19 protein-coding genes and 2 pseudogenes are annotated in these 23,071 nt (G+C 69.5%); 10 read left to right on the forward strand and 11 right to left on the reverse strand.

Going from position 1 to position 23,071, the window contains the following annotated elements; genetic code table 11:
* The first annotated feature begins 220 nt into the window (after positions 1 to 220).
* Together AB0C30_RS44035 and AB0C30_RS44040 are read left to right on the forward strand one after the other, a co-directional pair.
* Positions 221 to 637, forward strand: coding sequence for a hypothetical protein (locus AB0C30_RS44035; protein WP_357955387.1), 417 nt, complete (start codon positions 221 to 223; stop codon positions 635 to 637).
* On the forward strand, positions 634 to 3,315 hold the full coding sequence (locus AB0C30_RS44040; protein ID WP_357955389.1) for a tetratricopeptide repeat protein: 2,682 nt from the start codon (positions 634 to 636) through the stop codon (positions 3,313 to 3,315). The genes AB0C30_RS44035 and AB0C30_RS44040 overlap by 4 nt, the downstream gene beginning before the upstream one ends.
* On the opposite strand, the gene AB0C30_RS44045 is transcribed toward AB0C30_RS44040, so the two are convergent.
* Both AB0C30_RS44045 and AB0C30_RS44050 read right to left on the reverse strand, forming a co-directional pair.
* The gene (locus AB0C30_RS44045) at positions 3,312 to 4,109 is read right to left on the reverse strand and encodes a hypothetical protein (RefSeq protein ID WP_357955468.1); all 798 of its coding nucleotides are present in this window, start codon (positions 4,107 to 4,109) and stop codon (positions 3,312 to 3,314) included. The genes AB0C30_RS44040 and AB0C30_RS44045 overlap by 4 nt on opposite strands.
* Positions 4,003 to 4,740 (reverse strand): serine hydrolase domain-containing protein, encoded by a 738-nt coding sequence (locus AB0C30_RS44050; RefSeq protein ID WP_357955469.1) that lies wholly within the window; start codon positions 4,738 to 4,740, stop codon positions 4,003 to 4,005. The genes AB0C30_RS44045 and AB0C30_RS44050 overlap by 107 nt, the downstream gene beginning before the upstream one ends.
* Before the next feature lie 127 nt (positions 4,741 to 4,867).
* Between AB0C30_RS44050 and AB0C30_RS44055 the strand changes: the two genes are divergently transcribed.
* Both AB0C30_RS44055 and AB0C30_RS44060 read left to right on the forward strand, forming a co-directional pair.
* Complete coding sequence (locus tag AB0C30_RS44055) at positions 4,868 to 6,616, forward strand: NAD-dependent malic enzyme (protein ID WP_357955390.1); 1,749 nt, start codon at positions 4,868 to 4,870, stop codon at positions 6,614 to 6,616.
* On the forward strand, positions 6,613 to 8,073 hold the full coding sequence (locus AB0C30_RS44060; RefSeq protein WP_357955392.1) for a class II fumarate hydratase: 1,461 nt from the start codon (positions 6,613 to 6,615) through the stop codon (positions 8,071 to 8,073). The genes AB0C30_RS44055 and AB0C30_RS44060 overlap by 4 nt, the downstream gene beginning before the upstream one ends.
* 59 nt (positions 8,074 to 8,132) lie before the next feature.
* On the opposite strand, the pseudogene AB0C30_RS44065 reads toward AB0C30_RS44060, so the two are convergent.
* From AB0C30_RS44065 to AB0C30_RS44075, 3 genes and pseudogenes are all read right to left on the reverse strand, one after another.
* Positions 8,133 to 8,246: pseudogene (locus AB0C30_RS44065) on the reverse strand (hypothetical protein); the annotation flags it as partial.
* Positions 8,247 to 8,351: 105 nt separating this feature from the next.
* Positions 8,352 to 9,047, reverse strand: a complete 696-nt coding sequence (locus AB0C30_RS44070; RefSeq protein WP_357955471.1) for an LLM class F420-dependent oxidoreductase — start codon at positions 9,045 to 9,047, stop codon at positions 8,352 to 8,354.
* A gap of 150 nt (positions 9,048 to 9,197) precedes the next feature.
* Positions 9,198 to 9,329, reverse strand: a complete 132-nt coding sequence (locus AB0C30_RS44075) for a zinc-binding dehydrogenase (protein WP_357955394.1) — start codon at positions 9,327 to 9,329, stop codon at positions 9,198 to 9,200.
* Between the two features lie 21 nt (positions 9,330 to 9,350).
* Between AB0C30_RS44075 and AB0C30_RS44080 the strand changes: the two genes are divergently transcribed.
* Positions 9,351 to 9,560 carry a hypothetical protein gene (locus tag AB0C30_RS44080; protein ID WP_357955397.1) on the forward strand — a complete coding sequence of 70 codons (210 nt, stop codon included), beginning with the start codon at positions 9,351 to 9,353 and terminating at the stop codon, positions 9,558 to 9,560.
* A gap of 242 nt (positions 9,561 to 9,802) precedes the next feature.
* On the opposite strand, the gene AB0C30_RS44085 is transcribed toward AB0C30_RS44080, so the two are convergent.
* On the reverse strand, positions 9,803 to 10,687 hold the full coding sequence (locus tag AB0C30_RS44085; protein ID WP_357955399.1) for an NmrA/HSCARG family protein: 885 nt from the start codon (positions 10,685 to 10,687) through the stop codon (positions 9,803 to 9,805).
* 35 nt (positions 10,688 to 10,722) lie between these two features.
* Positions 10,723 to 11,469: an enoyl-CoA hydratase/isomerase family protein gene (locus AB0C30_RS44090; protein WP_357955401.1), complete on the reverse strand. Its 747-nt coding sequence runs from the start codon at positions 11,467 to 11,469 to the stop codon at positions 10,723 to 10,725.
* Between the two features lie 87 nt (positions 11,470 to 11,556).
* On the opposite strand from AB0C30_RS44090, the gene AB0C30_RS44095 reads away from it, so the two are divergent.
* Positions 11,557 to 12,108 carry a TetR/AcrR family transcriptional regulator gene (locus tag AB0C30_RS44095; protein ID WP_357955404.1) on the forward strand — a complete coding sequence of 184 codons (552 nt, stop codon included), beginning with the start codon at positions 11,557 to 11,559 and terminating at the stop codon, positions 12,106 to 12,108.
* A gap of 199 nt (positions 12,109 to 12,307) precedes the next feature.
* A pseudogene (locus tag AB0C30_RS44100) lies at positions 12,308 to 12,953 on the forward strand (DUF4158 domain-containing protein).
* Between the two features lie 34 nt (positions 12,954 to 12,987).
* Here AB0C30_RS44100 and AB0C30_RS44105 read toward each other — a convergent pair.
* Positions 12,988 to 14,223: a hypothetical protein gene (locus AB0C30_RS44105; protein ID WP_357955406.1), complete on the reverse strand. Its 1,236-nt coding sequence runs from the start codon at positions 14,221 to 14,223 to the stop codon at positions 12,988 to 12,990.
* Positions 14,224 to 14,385: 162 nt separating this feature from the next.
* Entirely contained in the window at positions 14,386 to 15,051 is a 666-nt protein-coding gene (locus tag AB0C30_RS44110; RefSeq protein ID WP_357955407.1) for an amino acid transporter, read from the reverse strand.
* A 635-nt stretch (positions 15,052 to 15,686) separates the two neighbouring features.
* Between AB0C30_RS44110 and AB0C30_RS44115 the strand changes: the two genes are divergently transcribed.
* The gene (locus AB0C30_RS44115) at positions 15,687 to 18,743 is read left to right on the forward strand and encodes a Tn3 family transposase (protein WP_357955409.1); all 3,057 of its coding nucleotides are present in this window, start codon (positions 15,687 to 15,689) and stop codon (positions 18,741 to 18,743) included.
* Positions 18,744 to 18,797: 54 nt separating this feature from the next.
* On the opposite strand, the gene AB0C30_RS44120 is transcribed toward AB0C30_RS44115, so the two are convergent.
* On the reverse strand, positions 18,798 to 20,426 hold the full coding sequence (locus AB0C30_RS44120) for a carboxylesterase family protein (protein WP_357955411.1): 1,629 nt from the start codon (positions 20,424 to 20,426) through the stop codon (positions 18,798 to 18,800).
* Entirely contained in the window at positions 20,423 to 20,656 is a 234-nt protein-coding gene (locus AB0C30_RS44125) for a hypothetical protein (protein WP_225302423.1), read from the reverse strand. Before AB0C30_RS44125 ends, AB0C30_RS44120 begins: the two co-directional genes overlap by 4 nt.
* A gap of 91 nt (positions 20,657 to 20,747) precedes the next feature.
* Between AB0C30_RS44125 and AB0C30_RS44130 the strand changes: the two genes are divergently transcribed.
* Positions 20,748 to 21,389 carry a TetR/AcrR family transcriptional regulator gene (locus AB0C30_RS44130; RefSeq protein WP_357955414.1) on the forward strand — a complete coding sequence of 214 codons (642 nt, stop codon included), beginning with the start codon at positions 20,748 to 20,750 and terminating at the stop codon, positions 21,387 to 21,389.
* Positions 21,390 to 21,715: 326 nt separating this feature from the next.
* On the forward strand, positions 21,716 to 22,651 hold the full coding sequence (locus tag AB0C30_RS44135) for a tyrosine-type recombinase/integrase (protein ID WP_357955416.1): 936 nt from the start codon (positions 21,716 to 21,718) through the stop codon (positions 22,649 to 22,651).
* Positions 22,652 to 23,071 lie beyond the last annotated feature (420 nt).

Consider the following 23,071-nt stretch of genomic DNA (forward strand, 5'->3'; position numbering starts at 1 on the left):
AGTGACAACGGGTTTCGGGACGATCGTTCCTGCGGAAACGCGATCACGGCGTGGCCTACGGCGGCCGTCCCGTAAACGACCGGTTCGGGGCGGCGAGACGACAGGTAACGCGTTCGTCGCTTTACGTCCGCTCACGCCGGTACGGGAGCACTCTGGAGGCATGTCGAAAACGGCAGCAGGATCAGGATGCGCCCCACGGGGGCGGGGCCGACGTTGGCCGGTGATCATCGCACTCGTGGCGATGACAGCGTTCCTGGCCGTGGGGTTGATCGGGTTCTTCGCCGACCCACTGCACCTGCCAGCCGAGGTGCTCGGGGTACTGGATCAGCGGGCCAGCGTGATCAGCATGTTCATCGGCGCGGCCGGGCTGGTGATCGCCGTGGCGGCGTTGCTCTTGCAACTGCGCGCGGAGCGCCCCCGGTCAGACGCCGTTCCTGCGCCCGGCCCGAGCAGTACCAAGCCGCAGACGCCGCTGCAAGTGTCAGCCTCTGGCGAGCGGTCGATCGCCATCGGCAGCGACAATACCGGCATCGTCTCCACAGGCGACGGCACGCGGAACGTGCAGATGCGGGCGCAGGCCTCAGACCAGGGCCGGGTGTATCAGGCTGGCGGCGACCAGACCATCAACGAACGATGACCCCCACCCCGTCGGCTGATTCACCAGCCTCGCTCCCGAACGGGATGGACGGCGTCGCTCGTGAACAGGGCCGGTTGTACCAGGCGGCTCGCGATCAGACCATCAACCAGGTCACCCACCAGGCCCCGCGGCGGCCACTGCCCGAATCCGGTACTGTGCAGGTCCCCGCCGGGCTGGCCGGCCTGCCACGCCGTCCGGCCGCGACCTTCGTCGGCCGCGATGCGGCCCTGACCGCCATACGCCAGGCACTGCAGGACGGGACAGGGCCCGGAGTGATCAGTCAGGCCGTACTCGGGTTGGGCGGCGTCGGCAAGAGCGAACTGGCCCTGCAATACGCCCACCGCCACCGCGGCCAGTACCGGCTGGTGTGGTGGATCGACGCCGACGGCCCGGACCTGATCCGCGCCGGGCTGGCCGCTTTCGCCCGCGCGCTGGCCTGCGGCATCGACTCGGTGGCCGCCGAGCAGGCCACCGTGGAAGAAGCCGCCGCCTGGGCGCTGAGCTGGCTGGCCGCCCATCCGGACTGGCTGGTCATCTTCGACAACATCGAGGAAGCCGCCGACATCGAGCCGTACCTAGCCGGTCTAGCCCACGGCCACGTACTCATCACCACTCGTCGCGACATCGGCTGGCACTACCTGGGTATCACCCCCGTCCCTTTGGAGCTGCTGCCGCGCTCGGCCTCCGTCGCCCTGTTGGCCGGCCTGGTCGGCCCCTCGGACTCCGCCAACGTCTCCAAGTTGGAGGAACTAGCCGAACAGTTGGGGGATCTGCCCTTGGCCCTGACTCAGGCTGGCGCCTACATCAACCGCACACCGCGCACGACCGTGGCCAAGTACCTGCGGTTGCTGAAGGAGGCTCCCGGGCGGATGCACGCGGCCACGCCGGTCGGCGGGGACAGCGAGCGCGTGGTGGCCAAGGTTCTGGCGCTCAGTCACGACCGTATCCAGTCCGTCAACCCTCTGGCCATCCAGGTCTTGAACCTGCTGGCCTGCATGGGGCCCGACAACATGCCCTGCAGCATCCTGAACGCGATCCCCGGCGCCGACGAGCCGGCGGTGGACGAGGCGCTGGCGCTGCTGGCCTCCTACAGTCTCATTACTTCGACCACCAAACCTGGCGACGGAATCCTCGGCAGCGAGGAAGACTTGGTCAGCGTCCACCGGCTGATCCAGGCGGTCACTTTGGCTCGGCTCGAGCCCGAGCGCCGCGACAGCATCAGCGCCGGGGCCGCCGCCCTCATATCGGCCGCATTGCCGGAGGACCCACGACGACCAGAGGCCTGGCCCGTCTGCCGCGCCCTGCTTCCACACGCCCGCGCAGTTCTTGCACCCACCTCACCTACGCTCTGGGCCATAGCTCTATCCCTTGGTCACAGTGGGGACTACCGCACTGCTAGAGACCTGTTCCTAGAGATCCACAATCGGGTCAACAGCAGCCTGGGCGCCGACCACCCGGATACTCTGGCCACCCGACATGAACACGCCCTCTGGATGGGGGAGGCTGGGGACCCGGCGGCCGCCCGCGACCAACTCGCCGACCTGCTCCCCATCCGCGAACGGATCCTCGGCGCCGACCACCCCGACACCCTGGACACCCGGCACAACCTTGCCCGCTGGACAGGAAGGGCGGGGGACGCGGCCGCCGCCCGCGACCAGTTCACCGATCTGCTCCCCATCCGCGAACGGGTCCTGGGCATCGACCACCCCGACACCCTGGACACCCGGCACGACGTCGCCCGCTGGACAGGGGAGGCGGGAGACGCGGCGGCCGCCCGCGACCAACTCGCCAACCTGATCCCCCAGTACGTGCGCGTCCTGGGCGCCGACCACCAGGAGACTCTGATCACCCGGCACAACCTTGCCTACTGGACAGGGGAGGCGGGAGACGCGGCGGCCGCCCGCGACCAGCTCGCCGACCTGCTCCCCCTCATCGATCGCGTCCTGGGCGCCGACCACCCGGAGACTCTCAGCACCCGGCATGAGCTTGCCAGTTGGACGGGCGAGGCGGGAGACGCGGCGGCCGCCCGTGACCAACTCGCCGACCTACTCCCCATCCGCGAACGGATCCTCGGCACCGACCACCCCTACACCCTGCTCACCCGGCACAACCTTGCCTACTGGACAGGGGAGGCGGGAGACGCGGCGGCCGCCCGCGACCAACTCGCCGACCTACTCCCCATCCGCGAACGGATCCTCGGCACCGACCACCACTACACCCTGAGCACGCGGCACGACGCCGCCCGCTGGACAGGGGAGGCAGGGGATCCGGCGGCCGCCCGCGACCAGCTCGATGTCCTAATCCCCCTGTACGCGCGCGTCCTGGGCGCCGACCACCCCGACACCCTGACCACCCGGCACAACCTCGCCTACTGGACGGGGGAGGCCGGGGACGCGGCCGCCGCCCGCGACCAGTACGCCGCGCTGCTCCCCATCTGCGAACGTGTTCTGGGCGCCGACCACCCAGACCCCCTGGCCGTCCGGTACAACTTGGCCGACTGGACGGGGGAGGCAGGGGACCCAGCAGCCGCCCGCGACCTGCTCGCCGCGCTGCTCCCCATCTGCGAACGTGTTCTGGGCGCCGACCACCCCGACACCCTAATCACCCGAGACAGCCTCACCTACTGGACGGAGGAAGCGGGAGGGCAGAGCCGAGCGGTGGGTGATGGCTTCATTTAACGATCGTTTTTTGAAGATCTTGAAGCGGCCGCTCCAGAGCCCCGAATTCCCTTCAAAAACTCCTTCAACAACCCCGGCGGTTCAACAACCTCAGAACACCGTTTGTTGAGAAGGTGACGGGCGTGACCGACGCCCTGCAACCACCCGCCGACCCGCTGGCTGCCTTCCCCGCCCACCGCAGCGAGATCGGCGCTGTGGGGCTGCCGCCAGCGGCGGGCGGGCGGGTCCTGGTAGCGCAGGTGCGCGGTGAGGATGCGCTGGGCGGTCAGGCGGACCTGGCGCTCCTCGTGCGGATCTCGGCCCGCCGGCGCGGAGACGCCGCCGTCGGCGGATCTCGGCCCGGCGGATCTCGGCCCGGCCGGTCTCGTCCGGGGCGGGGTGTACGGCATCCTCAGATACGCGCAGATCACGTCCACGATGGTCTGCCGGAACTCTGGGGCGGGGTTGTCCTGGGCGAGCTGTTCGAGGGCGTGCAGGCCGCCCAGGCGGATCGGGGCTTGGGCGCTGCCGAGCTGTTCGACGGCCTTGCCGTAGCGGTCGGTCACATGGCCGCGCTCGCCGAGCCGGAAGGTGCGCCGGGCGGTGTCGGCGTTGCGCGCGGTGTAGTAGACCGCGACCAGCGCGGCCAACCCGGTCGCCACGGCCAGCACCCGGCCGCGGACCGCGTCCAGGGCCGCCGCCAGATCCTTACCGCCCAGACCTGCCGGCCCGCCGATCGCCACCCCGTCCATGTGCTCCAGCACCCAGCGCGCCCCCGGGCCCAGCACCCAGACGATCCCCGCCACGAACACCACGCCGACCGCAGCCACCACCATCGAGACAGGCTTCACGTCCTCCACCGTGAGCCGAATCGGGGTCTGCAGCTAGAGCCAGCGGTACACCCCGCTGCCCCTTCCAGGCGTACTTGGTCTGCGGGCACAGCAGGTCCGCAGGCAGCAGCTTGCCCTGGTTGAGCGCGCGGTAGTAGGCGCTGACGTCGTGCGCGGTGGAGATCGCACCCTCGGCGCCGATGGTGGCGTTGAGCCGGTCGACGTCGCGTGGCCTGCCCTTGGCGTCGGGGTGGTAGCCGGGTCCGTGCGGGCTCTTGATCTGGTCGGAGACCTTGGTGGCCAGATAGGTGTGCTTCATGCCGAGCGGGGCGAACAGGCGCCGCTTGAACTCGCCGGCCCGGTCGTGGCCGGTCGGCTTCTCGATGATCATGCCGAGGAGGACGTAGTTGGTGGTGGAGTAGAGGTCTGTCCCGGCTTGCCCTTGCGGGGCACGGTCCGTGCGGCTTTGACCAGGTCGATCAGTTTGTAGGGGGTGGTGAAGTCGAAGACGTCGAACTTCCCGCTTTCCATGAAGTCGGGAATGCCCGAGGTGTGGCGGACCAGCTGCTCGCGGCGTGGGTGACGACGTCCATGTGGCGGAGTGTGCCCACGTCAGGCACCTATCCGATCAGGTCGCATTCTTCGCGTAAATCTATTTTGCCCGATATAAGGGACGATTCTGGGCTGTCGCGGGGAAGGGCGTGACAGGGGCACTCGGGGTGCCTCGCTGGAAGGGGATCCTGATGTCACCTGGCAAGAGGAAGCCGGATATAGCAGGTCCGATGTTCGCCGAGCAGGCCGATGGAAGCTATGTCTCGTCGCTGCGCGGCCTCGCGGTGCTGCGCGAGCCGCTGCTGAACAAGGGCACGGCCTTCTCGCCGCAGGAGCGGGCCGACCTGGGCCTGGAGGGTCTGCTGCCGCCGGTGGTCGAGACATTGGACGAGCAGGTGAGCCGGTCGTACGCGCAGTGTCGTGCGCAACCGACCGACCTGCTCAAGAACGTCTTCCTGGAGGGCCTCCGCGACCGGAACGAGGTGCTGTACTACCGGCTGCTGGGCGACCACCTGCGCGAGATGCTGCCCATCGTGTACGACCCCACCGTCGCCGAGGCGATCCGTACCTACAGCCATGAGTACCGGCGCCCGCGGGGAGTGTATCTGTCCGTCGATGACCCGGATGGGATCGATCGGGCGTTCCAAAACCTGCAGCTGGGGCCGGACGACGTCGATCTGATCGTGGCCTCCGACGCCGAGGAGATCCTGGGCATCGGCGACTGGGGCGTGGGCGGTGGGGCCGGCATCGCGGCCGGCAAGCTGGCCGTCTACACCGCCGCCGCGGGGATCGACCCCGGCCGGGTCGTACCCGTCGCCCTGGACGTGGGCACCGACAACGAGGCGCTGCTGAACGACCCGGGCTATGTCGGCAACCGGCACGCCCGGGTGCGGGGCAAGCGCTACGACGACTTCATCGACGCCTACGTGAAGACGGCGTCGCGGATGTTCCCCGGCGCGATGCTGCACTGGGAGGACTTCGGCCCGTCGAACGCCCGCCGCATCCTGGAGAGGTACACCGATCGCCTCTCGACCTTCAACGACGACATGCAGGGCACCGGAGCGATCGTGCTGGCCGCCATGCTCAACGCCGTCCGGGCCTCCGCGACCCCCATGGACGAGCAGCGGATCGTCGTCTTCGGCGCCGGCACCGCCGGCATCGGCATCGCCGACCAACTGCGTGACGCGATGGTCCGCGCCGGTCTGGACGAGGAGAGCGCGACCCGGCGGATCTGGCCGGTCGACAAGCAGGGCCTGCTCATCGACGGCATGAAGGACCTGCGTGACTTCCAGCGGCCCTATGCCCGCTCACGGGCCGAGGTGCGCGGCTGGTCCAAGGACGCCGCAGGCATCTCGCTGGCCGAGGTCGTCAAGCGGGTCAAGCCGACCATGCTGCTCGGCACCTCCACCGTGCATGGCGCGTTCACTGAGCAGATCGTGCGCACGATGGCCGCGGGGGTCGAGCGGCCGATCATCTTCCCGATCTCCAACCCGACCGAGCGGATCGAGGCGATGCCCGCCGATCTGATCCGCTGGAGCGACGGCCGGGCGCTGATCGCCACCGGCATCCCGGTCGAGCCGATCACCTACAACGGCGTCACCTACGTCATCGCCCAGGCCAACAACGCCATGCTCTATCCCGGGCTTGGGCTGGGCGTCGTCGTCGCCCGGGCCCGCCGGGTCAGTCCCGGCATGTTGCAGGCCGCCGCCGAGGCGGTGGGCGGCATGGTGGACATCTCGTCCCCCGGCGCGTCGCTGCTGCCGCAGGTGGACAACCTGCGCGAGGTCTCCGCCTCGGTCGCCGTGGCCGTCGCCGACAAGGCGGCCGAGGAGCACCTGGCCCGCACCGACCTGCGCAACACGATCCAGCAGGTCCAGGACACCATGTGGCAGCCCACCTACCGGCCGGTCCACGCGAACGGGAATGGGCACGGGCGGTGAGCGCGCCCCGCGTCCAGGACGTGCCGATCGGACTCGCGGACACCGGCACCCGGACGGAGAGCGACTCTCTCGGTGAGGTGGAGGTGCCGGCCGAGCACTACTGGGGCGCCCAGACCCAGCGATCCCTGATCCACTTCGACATCGGCGACGATCGCATGCCCAAGGCCGTCTACCACGCCTACGGCTACATCAAGAAGGCGGCGGCGATCGTCAACGCCCGCGCGGGCCGCCTGCCCCACTGGCAGGCCGACCTCATCAGCCGGGTCGCCGACGAGGTCATCCGCGGCGAGCTGGACGGCGAGTTCCCGCTATACGTCTGGCAGACCGGCTCGGGCACCCAGTCCAACATGAACGTCAACGAGGTGATGTCCAACCGGGCGATCCAGCTCGTCAGCGGCCGACTCGGCAGCAAGGATCCGATCCATCCCAACGACCACGTGAACATGGGCCAGTCGTCCAACGACACCTTCGTCACCGCCATGCACCTCGCCGCCGCCGAGGCCATCGACGAACATGTGCTCCCCGCCGCCGACCGGCTGCGTGACAGCGCCGAGGCCAAGAGCCGCGAGTGGGAGCACATCGTCAAGATCGGGCGTACCCACCTGGAGGACGCCACCCCGCTGACTGTCGGCCAGGAGTGGTCCGGCTACGCCGCCCAGCTCGGCGCGGCCATCGACCACCTCGAACGCACCCGTACCGGGCTGTACCGGCTGGCGATCGGCGGCACCGCAGTCGGAACCGGGCTGAATGCGCCGCCGGGTTTCGGCGAGGAGATGGCCCGGCAGATCGCCGAGCTCACCGGGCGGCCCTTCACCGGCGCGCCGAACAAGTTCGCCGCCCAGGCCTCGTGCGACGATCTCGTCCGGGTCTCGGCGGCGCTGCGCGCCCTGGCCGTGCCGCTGTTCAAGTTCGCGAACGACCTACGCTGGCTCGCCTCCGGGCCGCGTACGGGGCTGCGTGAGCTGATCCTGCCGGCCAACGAACCGGGTTCGTCGATCATGCCGGGCAAGGTCAACCCGACACAGGCCGAGGCCATGCTGATGGTCGCCATTCAGGTGACCGGCAACGACACCGCCGTCTCCATGGCGGGCGCCGAGGGCAACTTCGAGCTGAACGCCTTCCGCCCGGTCATCATCAAGAACGTCCTGCATTCGGCGCGCATCCTGGCCGACATGATGGATCACTTCCGCACGTATCTGGTCGAAGGAGCCCGGCTGAACACCGAGACCCTGCGCCACAACATCGACCGCTCGATCATGATGGTGACCGCCCTCAGCCCCGTCGTCGGGTACGACCAGGCCGCCCGCATCGCGCACCACGCCCTCGACAAGGGGCTGGCGCTCAAGGACGCCGCACTCGAATGCGGCGTCGCGGAGGACCTGTACGACAAGATCGTCGACCCCGAACGCCTCACCAGACCAGGGGTGCCCAGCCCGAACGGCGGCAACCGACGCTGAAACAAGGCCCACAACCCTCGACCCGGTGGCGGGCGGGCGGCGAGGCTGTAGCGGCCCAGGCAGTTGAGGTTGGCGTGTTTGAGCGGGGAGAGCCGGGTCACATCCTCCTCCAGGACGTCGTGCTCCCGCAGGTGCTCGCCGGCGGCGTCCAGGTAGCGGGTCGTCCAGAACACGGCGGCTGAATAGATCGCGATGCGCGGTCACCCTTCGGCGAAGGTCTACGCGGGACCGCTGAGGGTCTTCTCCACCTGATCCCGCGCAGGATGGCCCTTCTCGGGTCAGTTCTTCGGTGCGGCCGGACGTGGTTGTGCAGGCGCCTGCAGATTCAGCGCCGCTGCGAGTTCGCGCAGATATGGCCGCAGGTCGGTCACATCTGTGTCTCCCAGGATCTGCACCACGACATGATCTGCACCGGCGTACAGGTGCGCCGTGACCGCTGCGGCCGCGTCCTCGGCAGAACCCATGCCGACCAGCGCGCGCACCAGCCGGTCCGAGCCGCCGGGCACGAAGTCGGTCTCATCGAAGCCTTGCCGCAGCCATGAGTTGCGGTAGTTGGGCGCCTGCAGATACATGCCGATGTGGGCATGCGCGCGCCGTAGTTGATCTTCACGGTCCTCGCCGATCGCCACCGCCTGCTCGCTCACGATCCATGGATCGGCGCCGCTGCCGGACAGCTCGATCATCTTCGGGCCCACCGCGGCCAGCAGGCGGGCCGGCCTGGCGGCGCCTGGCTCTATCGCCGGCGAGACGGCGTCCATACGCTCCAGGTAGCTGCGCATCATGCTCAGCTGCTTCACATAGGTTCCGCCGGTCGCGTGCTTCATGAATCCGGCGTGGCTGATACCCAGGCCGAGCACGGACCGTCCTGGATGGAGCGCGCTGAGGATTCGGCCTCCGGTCTCGGCCGCCGAGGGGATCCGCGCGTGGATGTTGGCGATCCCAGTGGCGACCACCAGTCGCTCGGTCGCGGCCAGAACAGTGGGATGGCGCGCATAAGGTTGCGGCCGATCGTCTGTAGGCCGGTTGGTCGTCCTCGCGCCAGACGGTGTCGCGAGTCACGCCCTCCTTGCTGACGGGCCGACCGGCGGAAGGCCGGCCGGACAGGCGTCGGTGCCAGTGGCTGCTCAGTGGCTGATGACGACCTTGCCGAAGTGAGCACAGCTGGCCAGGTAGGACGCGGCGTTGAGCGCCTGTTCGAAGGGGAAGACGCGGTCGATCAGCGGCCGCAGCTTGTGCGCCGCGATCACCCTGTTCATGTCTTCCAGGTCGCTCTGGCGGTGGCGGCGGGCATCGACGTGGTGACCGCCAACTCGCGCGGCCCGCAGAGCCTGGCAGGTTTCGTCCTGGCCCAGCAGCTGCTCGCCGCCCTGCTGGTCAAGGCCTTCAACAACATCCTGGCCCACCACATCCCCTTGCTCGCCCGGCCCGCAGCGTCCTGCCCATCGCCGGCGATGACGCCAACGCCAAGGCCCGGGCCGCCGAGCTGATCGACCGGCCCGGGTTCGACACCGTCCACGCCGGAACTCTGACCGAGAGCCGGCGCTTCGAGCCCGAGTCCGGCGCCTACCCCCAGATTTACCTCGCCGACCCCGACGTACCGGTCGAGCGCATACTCCAAGCCCCCGCCGCGCCGCTACCGGCCGACAAGCTGCGCGCCGCCTTGCAGGCGAGCCAGCAAGTCAAGGTCGCCGAGCGCACCTTCTAACGCTCGCACCGAGGCCTGCGGCCGTCAGGCGCGGGCCGTGGCGAAGGCGGCGGCGCCATCGCGGTCGAGCCAGGTGGCGAAGTCCATCAGGCCCGGGTGCTCCTTACGTAGCGCGTCGATGTCGGCGTGCCAGCCGCCGCCGTGGTTGGCGAAGTCGTAGCCGGCCACGGCGTCGGCGCCGCGATCGGCCAGTGCCTCGCGCGGGATGTTCCGGTAGGTGATGGGCTGCCGCAGCGCCCGCTCCATGGCTCGGGCGATCTGCGGCATGGTCAGCTCGTCACCGGCCAGTTCGATCGTCCGGCCGGTGTATTCGGCCGGACGGGTGAAGGCTAGCGTGGCGAACGCGCCGATGTCGGTGGCCGCGATGAGCTGGACCGGCACGTCCGGCAGGACGACGTCGGCCAGGACGCCATCGCGCACGCCCATCTGCGGGTGGACCTGGTTGTCCATGAAACGGACCGGCCGCAGCGCGGTCAGGGGCAGACCCAGGTCGCGGGCGTACCGCTCCAGGGTGTCCTTGGTCTGCCAGCGCGCGATGCCGTGCGAGGCGTCGGCTGCGCCGACGGAGGCGTACACGAAGCTGCGGATGCCGGCCGCCGCAGCGGCGTCGGCGACGTTGCGGCCGTAGCGGAGCTCGTCGTCGATGGTGAAGCCGGGCGGCGTGCCAGGGTAGCCGAGGGTGGGCTGGACGCTGAAGACGCCGTCGACGCCGCGGGTGGCCGCGTCGAGCGAGACGCGGTCGCCCATGTCGCCGCGGACCAGCTCGGCGCCGGCGGCGGCCAGCGCCCGCGCGGCGGGAGTGCCGGGGTCGCGGACGAGAGCGCGGACCCGCTGCCCGGCGGCCAGCAGGCCGCGGGCCGTGGCGCCGCCCTGGGTGCCGGTGGCGCCGGTCACGAGAACGGTGATCATGTTTCCTCCTGATGGCGGGGTGTTCGAGAACGGGGTCAGGTGTTGAGCAGATGGTGAGTACGGCCGAAGGCCAGGTCGTCGACCAGGCGGCGCTGCCATGGGCGCTGGACAATGGCGTGGGTGAGCCGGCGGGTGGCGCGCGGCGCGGCCATGATCTCGGCGGCCAGCTCCCAGGCGCGCGGCAGCAGCCGCTCGTCCGGCACGACCTCGTTGACCAAGCCCAGCTCCAGCGCCTCGGCGGCGCCGACGCCGGCCCCGGTGTAGAGCATCCGCGCGGCCCGCTTGAGGCCGAGCAGCTCCTGGTAGACCAGGTGCTGACCATCGCCGGGTACGGCGCCGGAGCGGAAGTGGGTGTCGTCGAAGACGGTGCCGGGGGTGCACAGCGTCAGGTCGCAGGCCAGGGCCAGCTCCTGGTGGTAGCCGGGCCCGTTGAGCGCGCCGATCGTCGGCACGTCCACGGAGAAGACGAGGCTACGTAGCAGCGCGATGCCATCGCGGTAGAGGTCGTAGCGGTCCTCGCCCCGCTGCGCCGGCGGCCGGTCGAGCAGGGCGGGGTCGAGCCCGCCGGTCCACGCTTCGCCGGTGCCGGTGAGGATCAGCACCTCGTTGTCCAGGTCTGCGCCCGCTTCCCGCAGCACCTCGCCCCAGGCGTGGTGCAGCGCGAGTGACATGACGGCTGGGCCGCCGCCGGTGTGCATGCGCAGCAGGAGCACTCCGTCGCGGCGCTCCATCGCGAAATGCTCGGCGTGCCGGGCGGCGTACTTCGGTGGCTGGGAGCTCATGGCACCTCCTAACCGGGGACTCTCCCCGGTTTCTGTTCGAGTACGATACGGGGATAGTCCCCGCTTAGGCAAACCCGGGAGGCGACGATGCGGGCCGACGCCCGGCGCAACTACGACCGACTGGTGGCCTGTGCGCGGGCGGCCTTTGCCGAACTAGGGGCCGATGCGCCGCTGGACGACATTGCACAGCGCGCGGGAGTCGGCAACGCCACGCTCTACCGCCACTTCCCCACCCGGCAGGCACTGCTGGAGGCGGTTTTCCGCGACCACATCGACGCCCTGTGCCGCCGGGCCGAGGAGCTGATGTCCGCGCCGTCGCCGGGCGCGGCGCTGAGGGAGTGGCTGGGCGCGGTGATCGCGCAGGGCAGCACGGAGCGCGGGCTAGCCGCGTCGCTGCTGGTGGCGCTGGGCGAGGATGGCTCGTCGTGTCGCGCGGCGGTGTTCGGGGCGGCGCAGGGGCTGCTGGCGCGGGCACAGGAGGCGGGCGAGGTCCGGACGGGCATACCGGTCGAGCAGCTGTTCAGGTTGGTGAACGCCATTGCGCTGGTCACCGAGACGGAACCGGATGCGGCCGGGCATGCGGCCTCCCTGCTCGACCTGATCTTCCACGGCCTGACTCCATCATGGGCATCATGTTGATGTCGTCGGCCCGGACCAACACGATGTCAGCCTCCTTGCCCGGTGATCATGACTGGCGTGAGAATGACGCAATTCCGTACGTAATCGGGCACGTTGATCATCTGGCCTGACCGCTGCTGATATCCGAGGGCGCCCCCGCCGTGGTGTGCGAGGCGGGGGCGCCTTCTTCCACCTGGATGCCGACGACCGGCGCCAGACGATGGCCGCCAACGGCGCCCGCAACCAGCTCGGCTGGGCCCTGCAACTCGGCACCACACGGCTCTTGAACTGCTTCCTGGACAGTTCCCGCCGCGGTGGTCGACTACGTCGCCGAGCAGCTCGGCCTGCAGGCCGCCGACCTGAAGGGGCATGGCGAGAAGGAGGCCCGCTGGGATCATCAGGAGCAGATCCGCAGCAGCTATGGCTACACCGCCTTCGCCGGCGAACAGTGGTTCGCGCTGGCCTGCTGGCTCTACAAACGGGCCTGGACCACCGGCGAGCGCCCGATCGTGCTGTTCGACCTGGCCACCCACCGCCCGGTGGAGGCCAACATCCTGCTGCCCGGCGTCACCACCCTGGAGCGGCTGATCGCCGCGCTGCGCGAGCGCGTCGCCTCCCGCCAGTACGCGCTGCTGGCCGCCGCCCCCAGCCCCAACCAGGCCGCCGTGCTGGAAGAGCTGGTCAAGGTCGAATCCGGGCGGCGGGTCTCCCGGCTGGACTGGCTGCGCAAAAGCCCCACCGACGTCAGCAGCACCGGCCTGGTCAAGGCCCTGGATCGGCACATGGAACTGCGCGACCTGGGTGCCGCCGGCGCCGTTCGTGGCGATCAGGTCGAGTGCCGGCCGTCGAGAAGGGCCCGTTCCTGATCGGATGGTGCAGCTCCGGGACGCCGGCCAGACATCAGCCTGCGCGTAGCTCCGCCGCGACCGCCCGCTCCCGCAATTGGGTGGCCTCCGCCCGAGCCGCCTCCAGCTGAGCACGGGCGTCCTCCAGCCGAGCCCGCTCCAGCTGTAGCTCCCCCCGCAACCGATCCCGCTCCTCCACCGCACCCTCCGCCGTCGCGCGCGCCTGGGCGATCTCCGCGGCGGCCAGTTCCCGAGCCTTCGCCGCATCGTTCAGGGCGACGGCGCGGTCCCGTTGCGCCTCGGCCGCGGCACGTTCGGCGGTCTCCGCCCGGGCGACGGCCCGTTCCCGCTCCTGTCCGGCCGCCTCCGCCCTGGCCTCGGCCGCGGCCAGGTCCCGCTCTGCCAGCTGCCTGGCCCGCTTGGCTTCCGCCGCCTCCTCACGGGCGCGATCACTCTCCGCCCGCGCCGCCACCGCCTCTTTCCGGGCCTGTTCGGCTCGCGCCTCCCCATCCTTTTCCGCCCGTACGGCGCGGGCTTCGGCCTCCTTCCGCACCTGTACGACCTGCGCCTGCGCCTCCTTCTCGGCGCGTACCACCCGAGCTTCCGCCGCTGTCTCAGCCCGTACGGCCTGCGCCTCCGCCTCAGCGGCCCGCCCATCGGCGGCCTCGACCCGCTCCGCCAGCTCCTGGAGCGCCTGATCTCTGGCCCGCTCGGTCAGCTCCGCCCGCCGTACCGCCTCATCGGCCTGCCGCTCGGCCAGATCGGCCCGGCGCCCGGCCTCCTCGGCGGACTGCAGGGCCTGCCGCTCGGTGCTGGCCGCCTCCCGCAACGCGGCCAGCGCCTGCTCGCGAGCCCGCTCACCATCAGCCTGCGCCGTATCCCGCTCGGCCTCGGCCTCCTCCACACGCAGCCGCATCACGCCGGCCTCCCTGCGCGCGTGCTCGGCTGCCTCCCGCGACAGCCGTACCTGCTCGAATGCCTGCTCCCGCTCGGCACGCGCGATGGCGACCCGCGTGTGCGCCTCAGCCTGTACGGCGCTCAGCTTCGCCTCGACCCCGGCCGGACTCAGTTCCTGGGCCAGCGCCCTGGCCAGTGGCTCGATGGCGGCGGCCAGCCCGTTCTCCATCCGGTCGTACAGCTGCTCGGCCCGCGCCAGCGCCCCCTCCAGCCCGGGCGTCGCGCGCCGCATCTCCCGCTCACGCTTGGCGGCGGCCTGGCAGTCGCCTTCCGGGCAGTACGCCTTGGGCCGCCCCCTCCCCCGCCGCTGCTCGATCGGGGCACCACAGTGCAAACACGGCGTAACCACTGTGGCTTCTGTGCTGATCTGTCGAGCGCTGCCCTGCGGCTCGCCCTGTGTATCCGGGATGGTCACTGGTCTTGCCTTCTCAGGTGAAGTGGCGGATTTCGCGGAACGGGACGCCGGCTGCGGCCTTGCGCGCAGGATCCCGCGCTTTCACGACGCGCCGCCGGAATGCCGCACGTCATCTGGCCCATGGGGCGCGTCTGGCGCGCCTGGCGCAAGGCGCTCGCGCCAGGGATGTGTGGTGTGCTCGGTCTCCAGCGCCTCGTGCAGCCACCGCCGCTCCCCCTCGCTCAACAGCGGCAGGACCGCCTCGAAGTCGACCTCGTCCTTCGGCCGCAGACCCTTGGACTTGTAGAGCAACTGCACCTCCGGGACAATCCTCCGGAAACCATCCTGCTCGACGGTCAACCCGGCCAGCGGGCGGCGGATCCGAGGGTCACGCCGGTAGATCCACTCCTCGTCGTCGGCCTCGTCCAGCATGAGCTGGAACCGCCAGGGGCCGTCCGGATGCTCGCGTACCCAGATGTCGTGCGCCTGCTCGGGCAGGACCTCGCCAACCGCCCATGGCCGTAGCGTCTGGGGCACGACCGCGGCGTGTACATCCCAGCCGTCCAGCAGCCGCCGCGCCGCGAGTTGGTCCCGGCGCAGCAGCGCGATATCGACGTCCCCGTGCTCGCGGTACGCACGGCCCACGGCCAGCTCGATGGCGTAGCCGCCGGCCACCCACCACGGCGCCGCCAGCCCGCGCATCAGCGCAACGACTTCACCAAGCGGCGCGGCCTCCCAGGGACCCCACGGTGTCTCGATCCTCATCATCGGCAAATCATGCGCTATCACAGCCTCCGTCGTCAGCGCTCGTGGCGCAGCGCCACGCCAGGCTCCACTCGGCGTGCGCGGCTTCCAGAGAGACCGGACATCACGCGGTCATCGTCTCCACTTCGGATGCGAGCCCCTGCAAAGTCGCTACGTCCGCCCATCTCAGCCGTCACGCTCAGACTCTAGCATTTTCGATTTTCTAGAAAATCAAATTCAATAATTAAGATCCGTTGCGTCGCGACGGGTCTCGACAACTTGCGAGAAGGCAGATTTCCCGCAAGTTTCGGCTGAGCTGGATCTCCCCGGGGTGACCATGCGCGTGTCCTGGCTCAGCTTGGGACCAGCCACGTGTGACTTGTCATCGGACTGTCCTGCGGGTTCGTCATTGCCTGTCGCAGCGTTGGTCACCTCTTGTCGCTCTCGCCGCGCCTTTGACGGCCAGTTCCTCCACTTTTGACGCATTCGACCTAATTTCGCTACGGCGACTTTCCGGTTCTTGATCGGGGGCGAGGAGCCGGCTGACAGCCGTTGGCGCTGAGAACGATCAAGACGCACTCACGGGTGAAACATCCTCACTTGTAACGCGTCGATCACTATGAGTTGATCCCCGCCGATATGGTCCTACCGTGCGGGCTATGCCTGCGGAATTTCTGTCTGCCGAGCACAGGGCTGCCTATGTCTCGTTCATCGAGGTGCCGTCGCTGTCAGACCTGGAGAAGTTCTTCTTCCTGGACAGCTTCGACCGGAATGTGATCGCGCAGTCGAGAGCCGATTCTCACCGGCTGGGCGTCGCCGTCCAGATCGGGACCGTCCGGTACAAGGGGCTGTTCCTGGAGGATCCGCTCGCGGTGCCCTGGCCGGTGGTGGACTACCTGGCCGAGCAGCTGGGAATCGGCGACGCGTCGCAGGTCAAGAAGTACGCCGAGCGGCCCAAGACGACGTACGAGCACGCGTGGATGATCCGGGACGCCTACGGTTACCACACCTTCGATGACACCAACAGCTGGAGCGAGCGGCAGCTGACGCGCCAGTTCCGGACTTTCCTGCACGGCAGGGCGTGGACGCACGCCGAGGGGCCGGTGGCGTTGTTCGAGCAGTCGGTGGCGTGGCTGCGGCGGCATCGGGTGTTGCTGCCCGGGGTGACCGTGCTGGAGCGGCTGGTTGGCAGCGTGCGGGAACGGGCCGATGTCCGCATGTACACGGTGGTGACCAAGCAGGTCCGCCGTGCCGATCCGCACCTGCCGACCGCGTTGTCGGATCTGCTGGTAGTGCCCGAGGGATCGCGCATCTCGGAGCTGGAGAAGCTGCGGCAGGCGCCCAAGCGCACGTCAGGGACGGAGATGGTGCGGGCGCTGCAGCGGGTGGACAACCTGGCCGCCTTCGGGTTGAGCCGGGTCGCGGTGTCGAAGGTTCCGGTGCGGCGGATGAAGACCCTGGCCAAGTACGGGGCGGGCAGCAAGGCGCCGGCGCTGGACCGGCTGGTCGAGCCGCGCCGAACGGCGACGCTGCTGGCGGTCACGCGAAGTCTAGAGGCCGAGGCGATCGACGACGCTTTGGATCTGTTCGCGCTGTTGATGGCGACCCGGTTGATCAGCCCGGCCCGCCGCAAGTCCGCCGACGAACGGCTGCGGATGCTGCCCCGGCTGGAGCGGGCCTTCAAGCTGGTGGCCAAGGCCGGCCGCGTGCTGGTCGACCAGCTCGACTTGGTCGACCAGGAGGGTGCCGACCTCGATGTGGCGGCGATGCGGGCCGCGCTGGTGGAGAAGTACCACACGGTGCGCCCGTTCCTGCGGCTGCTGGGCGAGTTGAAGGCACTGTCGGCGGCGCAGGGCGGGCGGCGCGTGCTGGCCGCGGTGCGCCGCTTGCCGGAGCTGTCGCGTCGGCAGGTGAGCAAGAAGCCGCTGTTGCCCAGGGAGATCGACGCCGCGCTGGTGACCGCGTCGTGGAAGCGGGCGGTGTATGCCAACCCGGACCTGCCGCAGGGCGCGGTCGATCGTGACGCGTACGTGGTGTGCGTGCTGGAGCACCTGCTACGGGCCCTGACGATCAGGGACGTGTTCGCCACGCCGTCGCTGCGCTGGGCCGACCCGCGCGCGCACCTGCTGGCCGGGGCGCGGTGGGAGTCGATCGCCGAGGATGTGCTGGCATCCTTGTCGCTCACCGACCCAGTCCAGGAGCACCTGAACGGCAAAGTCCTGGCCCTGGACGCGGCCTGGAAGCAGATGGACGCCCGGCTGGAGGAGGCGGGCGAGGACGCGCTGGTCTCGGTGGTAACCCCGGCCGGGGGCGGGCGGGCCCGGCTGTCGGTGGAGAAACTCGGCGCGCTCGGCGAGAGCGAGTCCCTGGCGTGGCTGAGGGCCGCCTGCCAGGCCATGCTGCCCCGCATCGACCTGCCAGAACTGCTGCTGGAGGTGCACGCCTGGACCGGGTTTCTGGACGCCTACGTGCACCTGGCCGACATCTCCACCCGCATGAACCACCTGCCGACATCGCTGGTGGCGCTGCTGATCAGCGAGGCCTGCAACGTCGGACTGACCCCTGTGATCAAGGCGGGGGAAGAGGCGCTGACCCGTGGCCGGCTGTCCCACGTGGATCAGAATTACGTGCGCGCCGAGACGCACGCCGCGGCCAACGCGATCCTGATCGCACACCAGGGCAAGGTGCCGATCGTCGCCTCGTGGGGCGGCGGCTTGCTGGCCTCGGTAGACGGGCTGCGGTTCGTCGTCCCGGTCAAGACGATCAACGCCGGACCTTCACCCAAGTACTACGGCTACAAGCGCGGTATCACCTGGCTCAACGCAGTAAATGATCAGGTGGCGGGGATCGGGCAGATGGTGGTGCCGGGCACTCCCCGCGATTCGCTCTACATCCTGGACTGCCTGATCAACCTGGACGCCGGGCCGAAACCCGAGCTGGTCACGACGGACCAGGCCAGCGACAGCGACATGGTGTTCGGGATCTTCTCCATGCTCGGCTACCGGTTCGCGCCCCGCTTCGCCGACCTGGGCGACCAGCGGTTCTGGCGCGCCGAGCTGCCCGACGGCACCACCAGCGCATACGGGGTGCTGGAGGCGATCGCCCGGAACAAGCTGAACACCAAGAAGGTGATCGCCCAGTGGCCGGACATGCTCCGCGTCGCCGGATCGCTGGTGACCAACCAGGTGCGCGCCTACGATCTGCTGCGCATGTTCGCCCGCCAGGGTTCTCCGACGCCGCTGGGGCAGGCGTTCGCCGAGTACGGCCGTATCGACAAGACGATGCACCTGCTGAGCATGCTGGACCCGATGGATTCCAGCTACCGTCGGAGCCTGGGTAAGCAGTTGTCGGTCCAGGAGTCCCGGCACCGCCTGGCCCGCAAGATCTGCCACGGCAACTCGGGCCGGATCCGACAGGCATATCGGGAAGGCCAGGAGGATCAACTCGCGGCTCTTGGACTTGTCATCAATGCCGTCGTGTTGTGGAACTCACGGTATCTGTCGGCGATCGTGGACCAGTTGCGCGCCCAGGGTGTGCCGGTCAAGGACGAGTTCGTGGCACGGTTGTCCCCGCTGGGCCACGCCCACCTCAACTGCCTGGGCCGCTACGCGATTGCTTCCTCGGCCCCGGACAAGGGCCTGCGGCCGCTCGGCGCGGCGGCGCTGCCCGAGGTCGGTGCCGCCAGTGCCGCTGTCGTGGACGATGACGGTGTCTGAACCGCTGACCGATGGCCGTCTGAATGACGGCTCAGCTCATGGGCTGGAGCTGTTTCACTTGCGTGTGTCCCAAAAGCGGCAGTGGTGTTCGGTGGAGCCGTCGCCATTGCTTCGGGCCGAGGAAAGGGAGCGGACGCGGTTCGCGCTCTTGCTGGTCAGGGGCTTCCATCGGGGCAGGCTCGGGTCGTTGGGATTGCCGGTGGCGGCGAAGCGGGTCCAGTAGGCGATCATCTGGTCGGCCAGCCGGCGTTGGCTTGTCGAGAGGGGCTGGGCGGTGGCGGCGCCGGGGCCGTCGAAGAGGTAGGGCAGTTCTCCGCCGTGGTAGGCGCCCAGAGGGAAGGCGGCGGGGATGGGAAACCCGGATGGTCTGGGGGCGGGATCGTCGGCGAATTCGTATTGGTAGACGGGGGTCTTGCGGGCGAGCAGGCGGTTGCCCGCCTGGGTGGGGCAGGTCCAGCCGCGGTCGGTGGCGATGGCGGCCCATGCCAGGGAGGGGGAGCCGTGTGCGCTGAGGGGATACCTGGCCGCGACCCGCCGGGCGTCGGTGCCGAAGGCGGTGCGCAGGAACTGCTGATAGGTCTGCCGGGTCAGAGGCTGGCCGGGACCGTCGAAGTACATGGCCACGAAGTATCGGGCCTCGTGCGCGGTGGTGCCGGCCATGAGCGGCACCGGGTGGAGGCGTCCCTCGGCCACCGCCCGGCGCGGGTCGAGCGGCAGCGTGTCGCTTCCGTACGAGGGCGCCCAGGTGGCGGGCATCTTCTGCTGCGCGGCGAGCAGGGCCGGGACCGGGGCCTGGCGCAGGCAGGCCATCGTCTGGGCGGCGTCGGTGCATCCGATCTGTTCGGCGGCGGCTGCGGCGATCTGTTCGCCGGACTGCCGTGATGGCCACACGGTGTCGCCGCCGGCGGGGTCGATGCCCATCTGGCGCATCGAGCATGTGCCGCTTTGGATGATCGCCTTGTCGAACAGCCCCGCCGCCGTGGGGGATGTCAGCTGGGCGCAGGTGCTGAACGCGCCCGCGGACTCGCCGAGCAGGGTGATGTTGCGCGGGTCGCCGCCGAAGGCCGCCGCGTTGTGCCGTATCCAGCGCAGCGCGGCCTGCTGGTCGAGCAGGCCGAATGCGCCCGAGCCGGGCAGGGCGGGGTGGCCGAGGAAGCCGAAGATGCCCAGCCGGTAGTTGACGGTCACGACGACCACGCCCGCCTTCGCCAGCCGCTGGGTGTCGTAGTCGCCGCCGGCGCCCTGGGTGAAGCCGCCGCCGTGCAGCCAGACCATCACAGGCAGCCGTTGTCCGGCGGGCACGGTCCGGGGGGCGGTGACGTTCAGGTACAGGCAGTCCTCGGTGGTGCTGGCCGGGTTGGAGTCGGCGGGATTGGCGTTCTGCGGGCAGCGCGGGGCCGTGCGGGTGCCGTCCTTGACGCCTTTCCACGCTTGGACGGGCTGGGGCGGCTGCCAGCGCAGCGTTCCGGTCGGTGGCGCGGCATAGGGGATGGCGTTGAACCGCTGCACGTCCCGGCCGATGTGAGCGCCGGTGACGGCGCCGGACGAGGTGTGCGCGACAGACTGGCGCGAGCTCGATGCGGGGCCGGTGGCGCTCGCGCAGGCCGCGACGACGGACAGACCGGCCACCGCCGTGACCAGCCGCACGCGCGCCGTCCTGCGCGCCGTTCCTCGGGGTCTCATCGGCGCACCGCCCGATACGTCGCGATGAGCAGGAACGCGGCTCCGAGGGTGCCCAGGGCGAGATCGGCCCAGCCGGGGACGCCGACGGCGCGCAGGATGCCGGCGATTCCGAAGCTGGTGTCCCACTGCGCCTCGGTGATCGCCGAGCCGAACCCCTGCACGGTGAACAGAGCTCCGGCCAGCCACAGCGCCTTATCGGCTGTGCGGTTGCGTGTTTGCGAACGACTCATGGCGTCCTCCCTGTTCCGATGCGTACGCATCAAATAAACCGGAAAAGTTGATACGATGCAACCGCATCGAAATGCTGTCGGAAGGAACCCCATGCCCAAGCAGGTCGACTACGAGACGCGACGCCGCCACATCGCCGAAGCGGTCTGCGACCTGATCGACCGGCACGGCCCCGAAGGCGCGACCCTCCGGGACGTGGCGCAGCAGGCTGGGGTGTCCATGGGAGCAGTGCAGCGATGCTTCGCCACCAAGGACGAGATGCTCGCCTTCGCACTGCACCACATCACCGAACGCATCACCGCGCAGGGCCAGGAGGAGATCGACGCCTCCGCCGCCAAGGAGTCGGCGGTGACCCTGCTCACCGCCACCCTGCGTACGCTCACCCTGATCGAGCCGCACCAGCGACGCGACGCCAGGATCCTGGCGGCCTTCACCGCCCACGCCACGGCCATCCCGTCCCTGGCGGAAATCCTGCGCCAGGCCCACGCCAAAACGCGCGACCTGCTGGTCTGGCTGATCCGCTATGGCCAGCGAACCGGCGAGTTCCGCGACGACCTCGACGCCGACCTGGAGGCCGAGACCCTCCTGCCACTCGTCGAAGGGCTGACCTCACTCGCCCTGCTCGGACACCGCCCCACCGTGCCCGCCCACGACACGCTGACTCGTCGTATCGACGGCCTGCTCATGCAGCCATCCCGGCCAAGCCGACCGGCCTCATCGACCGCAATCACCTGAGGGTGCCTTGCGAGCGCGGCACCAGCGCTGCGTCCGTCACACCACGTACGCCAAGACGCCTTCCAGAGGCGCCAGACGTTCACCGTCACGCTTGGCGTGTGATGTTCTTCACCGCCGGCGTCCGCAGCGACCCTCAGCCGGTTGCTCTATGCGAGCGGGCCTTGCGGTGCGAATCAGCAGGATGGAGACCAATGATTGCGGGATAACCTTTGTTATCTGGCAAGATAGCGATCACAGACCAGGCGCGAGCTGGGCGGAGCGCTTCCGGCACTCAGGCTTCGTTTCCCGGTTATCTGGCAACTACACAGGCGATGGAGGACGACGGCGTGAACGAGGTGATCGCCGAGCAGCTCGGCCGCGGCCATCCACTCGCCACGCACCTGGACGACTTCCTCACCGACAAGCGCAACGCCGGCGCCTCCGGCCAGACGATCCGCGCCTACCGCGGCGACCTCCTGCAGTTCACCGCCTACTGCGATGGCGAGCTCGGCGAGCTGAGCGCCGCGCCCATCCGGGCCTTCCTCGCCGACCTCGGCCAGTTGTCGGCCGCCACCCGCAAGCGCAAGCGGGCCGCGATCGCCTCCTTCTGCCGCTGGGCCGTCAGGCACGACCTGCTCGACGCCAACCCCATGGACCGCATCGACACCATCAAGGTGCCCAAGACGCTGCCCCGCCCGGCCGCGGCCGCCGACGTCGCCAAGGTCCTGGCCGCGATCTGCTCGCGGCGGCCGCGCAAGGACCTGCCACTGGACCGGCTGCGCGACCGGGCGCTGTTCGAGACCGCCTACGTCTGCGGCGCCCGCGCCGCCGAAGTGTGCGGCCTGTACGTCGAAGACCTCGACCTGCGTATGGACGACGAACACGTCCGCATCCACGGCAAAGGCGGCAGCGTGCGCACCGTCCTGTTGGACGACCGCGGCTACGTCGCCCTGCTCAAGTTCTACCTAGCCCGCGCCGACTACACCGCCGGGCCGCTGTTTCGCGCCTCCATCAACGGCTACGGCGGGCCCCTGTCCTACGACGCCGCCCACCACCGCTGGCAGGGCTACTGCACCGCCGCACGCGTCGAGATCGACATCCACCAGCTGCGCCACGCCCACGCCACCGAACTCATCAACGCCGGGGTGTCCATCGAGGCCGTCCGCCGCCGCCTCGGCCACGCCTCCACCGAAACCACCCAGCTGTACGCGTTGCTCGACGATAAGGTCGCCGACGCCGAGATCCGCGCCGCCCGCCGACGCCGCGACCGGGCAACGCGCTGAAGAACCTTCACGACCAAGAGCGACCTCACTCGCTGCGACCAAGATCCTTCTCAGCGCCAACGGCTGTCCGCCGGTTCCTCACCCCCGTTGATGGCAGCCCAAGAACCTGTAGGACCTGCAGATGGTTCCCTCTCTGTTGCATTCCGGCCGCTCGCGACTTGGGAGCGGTATTAGCGTTTTCCTCTTTCCCTCCACTTATCTCCCTCCCGTAGGGCCCCTTGCCCGACTGCTCCTCGAAGTTGGTGTCTTCGGTTGAGGGTCGCAGCGATAGCCACTCTGGCCTGCGAGTATGTGGAACCGCCTCCCCGCGGCGAGATAGTGTCGGTGGCGCTCGCCCGGGGCGCCTGGCGCACCCTTCATCAAACTGCCGGATCGTGCGCTGACGCCGTGCCGATCACCCGTAGACGTACCGCAGATCAC

It is taken from the genome of Nonomuraea sp. NPDC048901, from assembly GCF_040649695.1.
Classification (GTDB): domain Bacteria; phylum Actinomycetota; class Actinomycetes; order Streptosporangiales; family Streptosporangiaceae; genus Nonomuraea.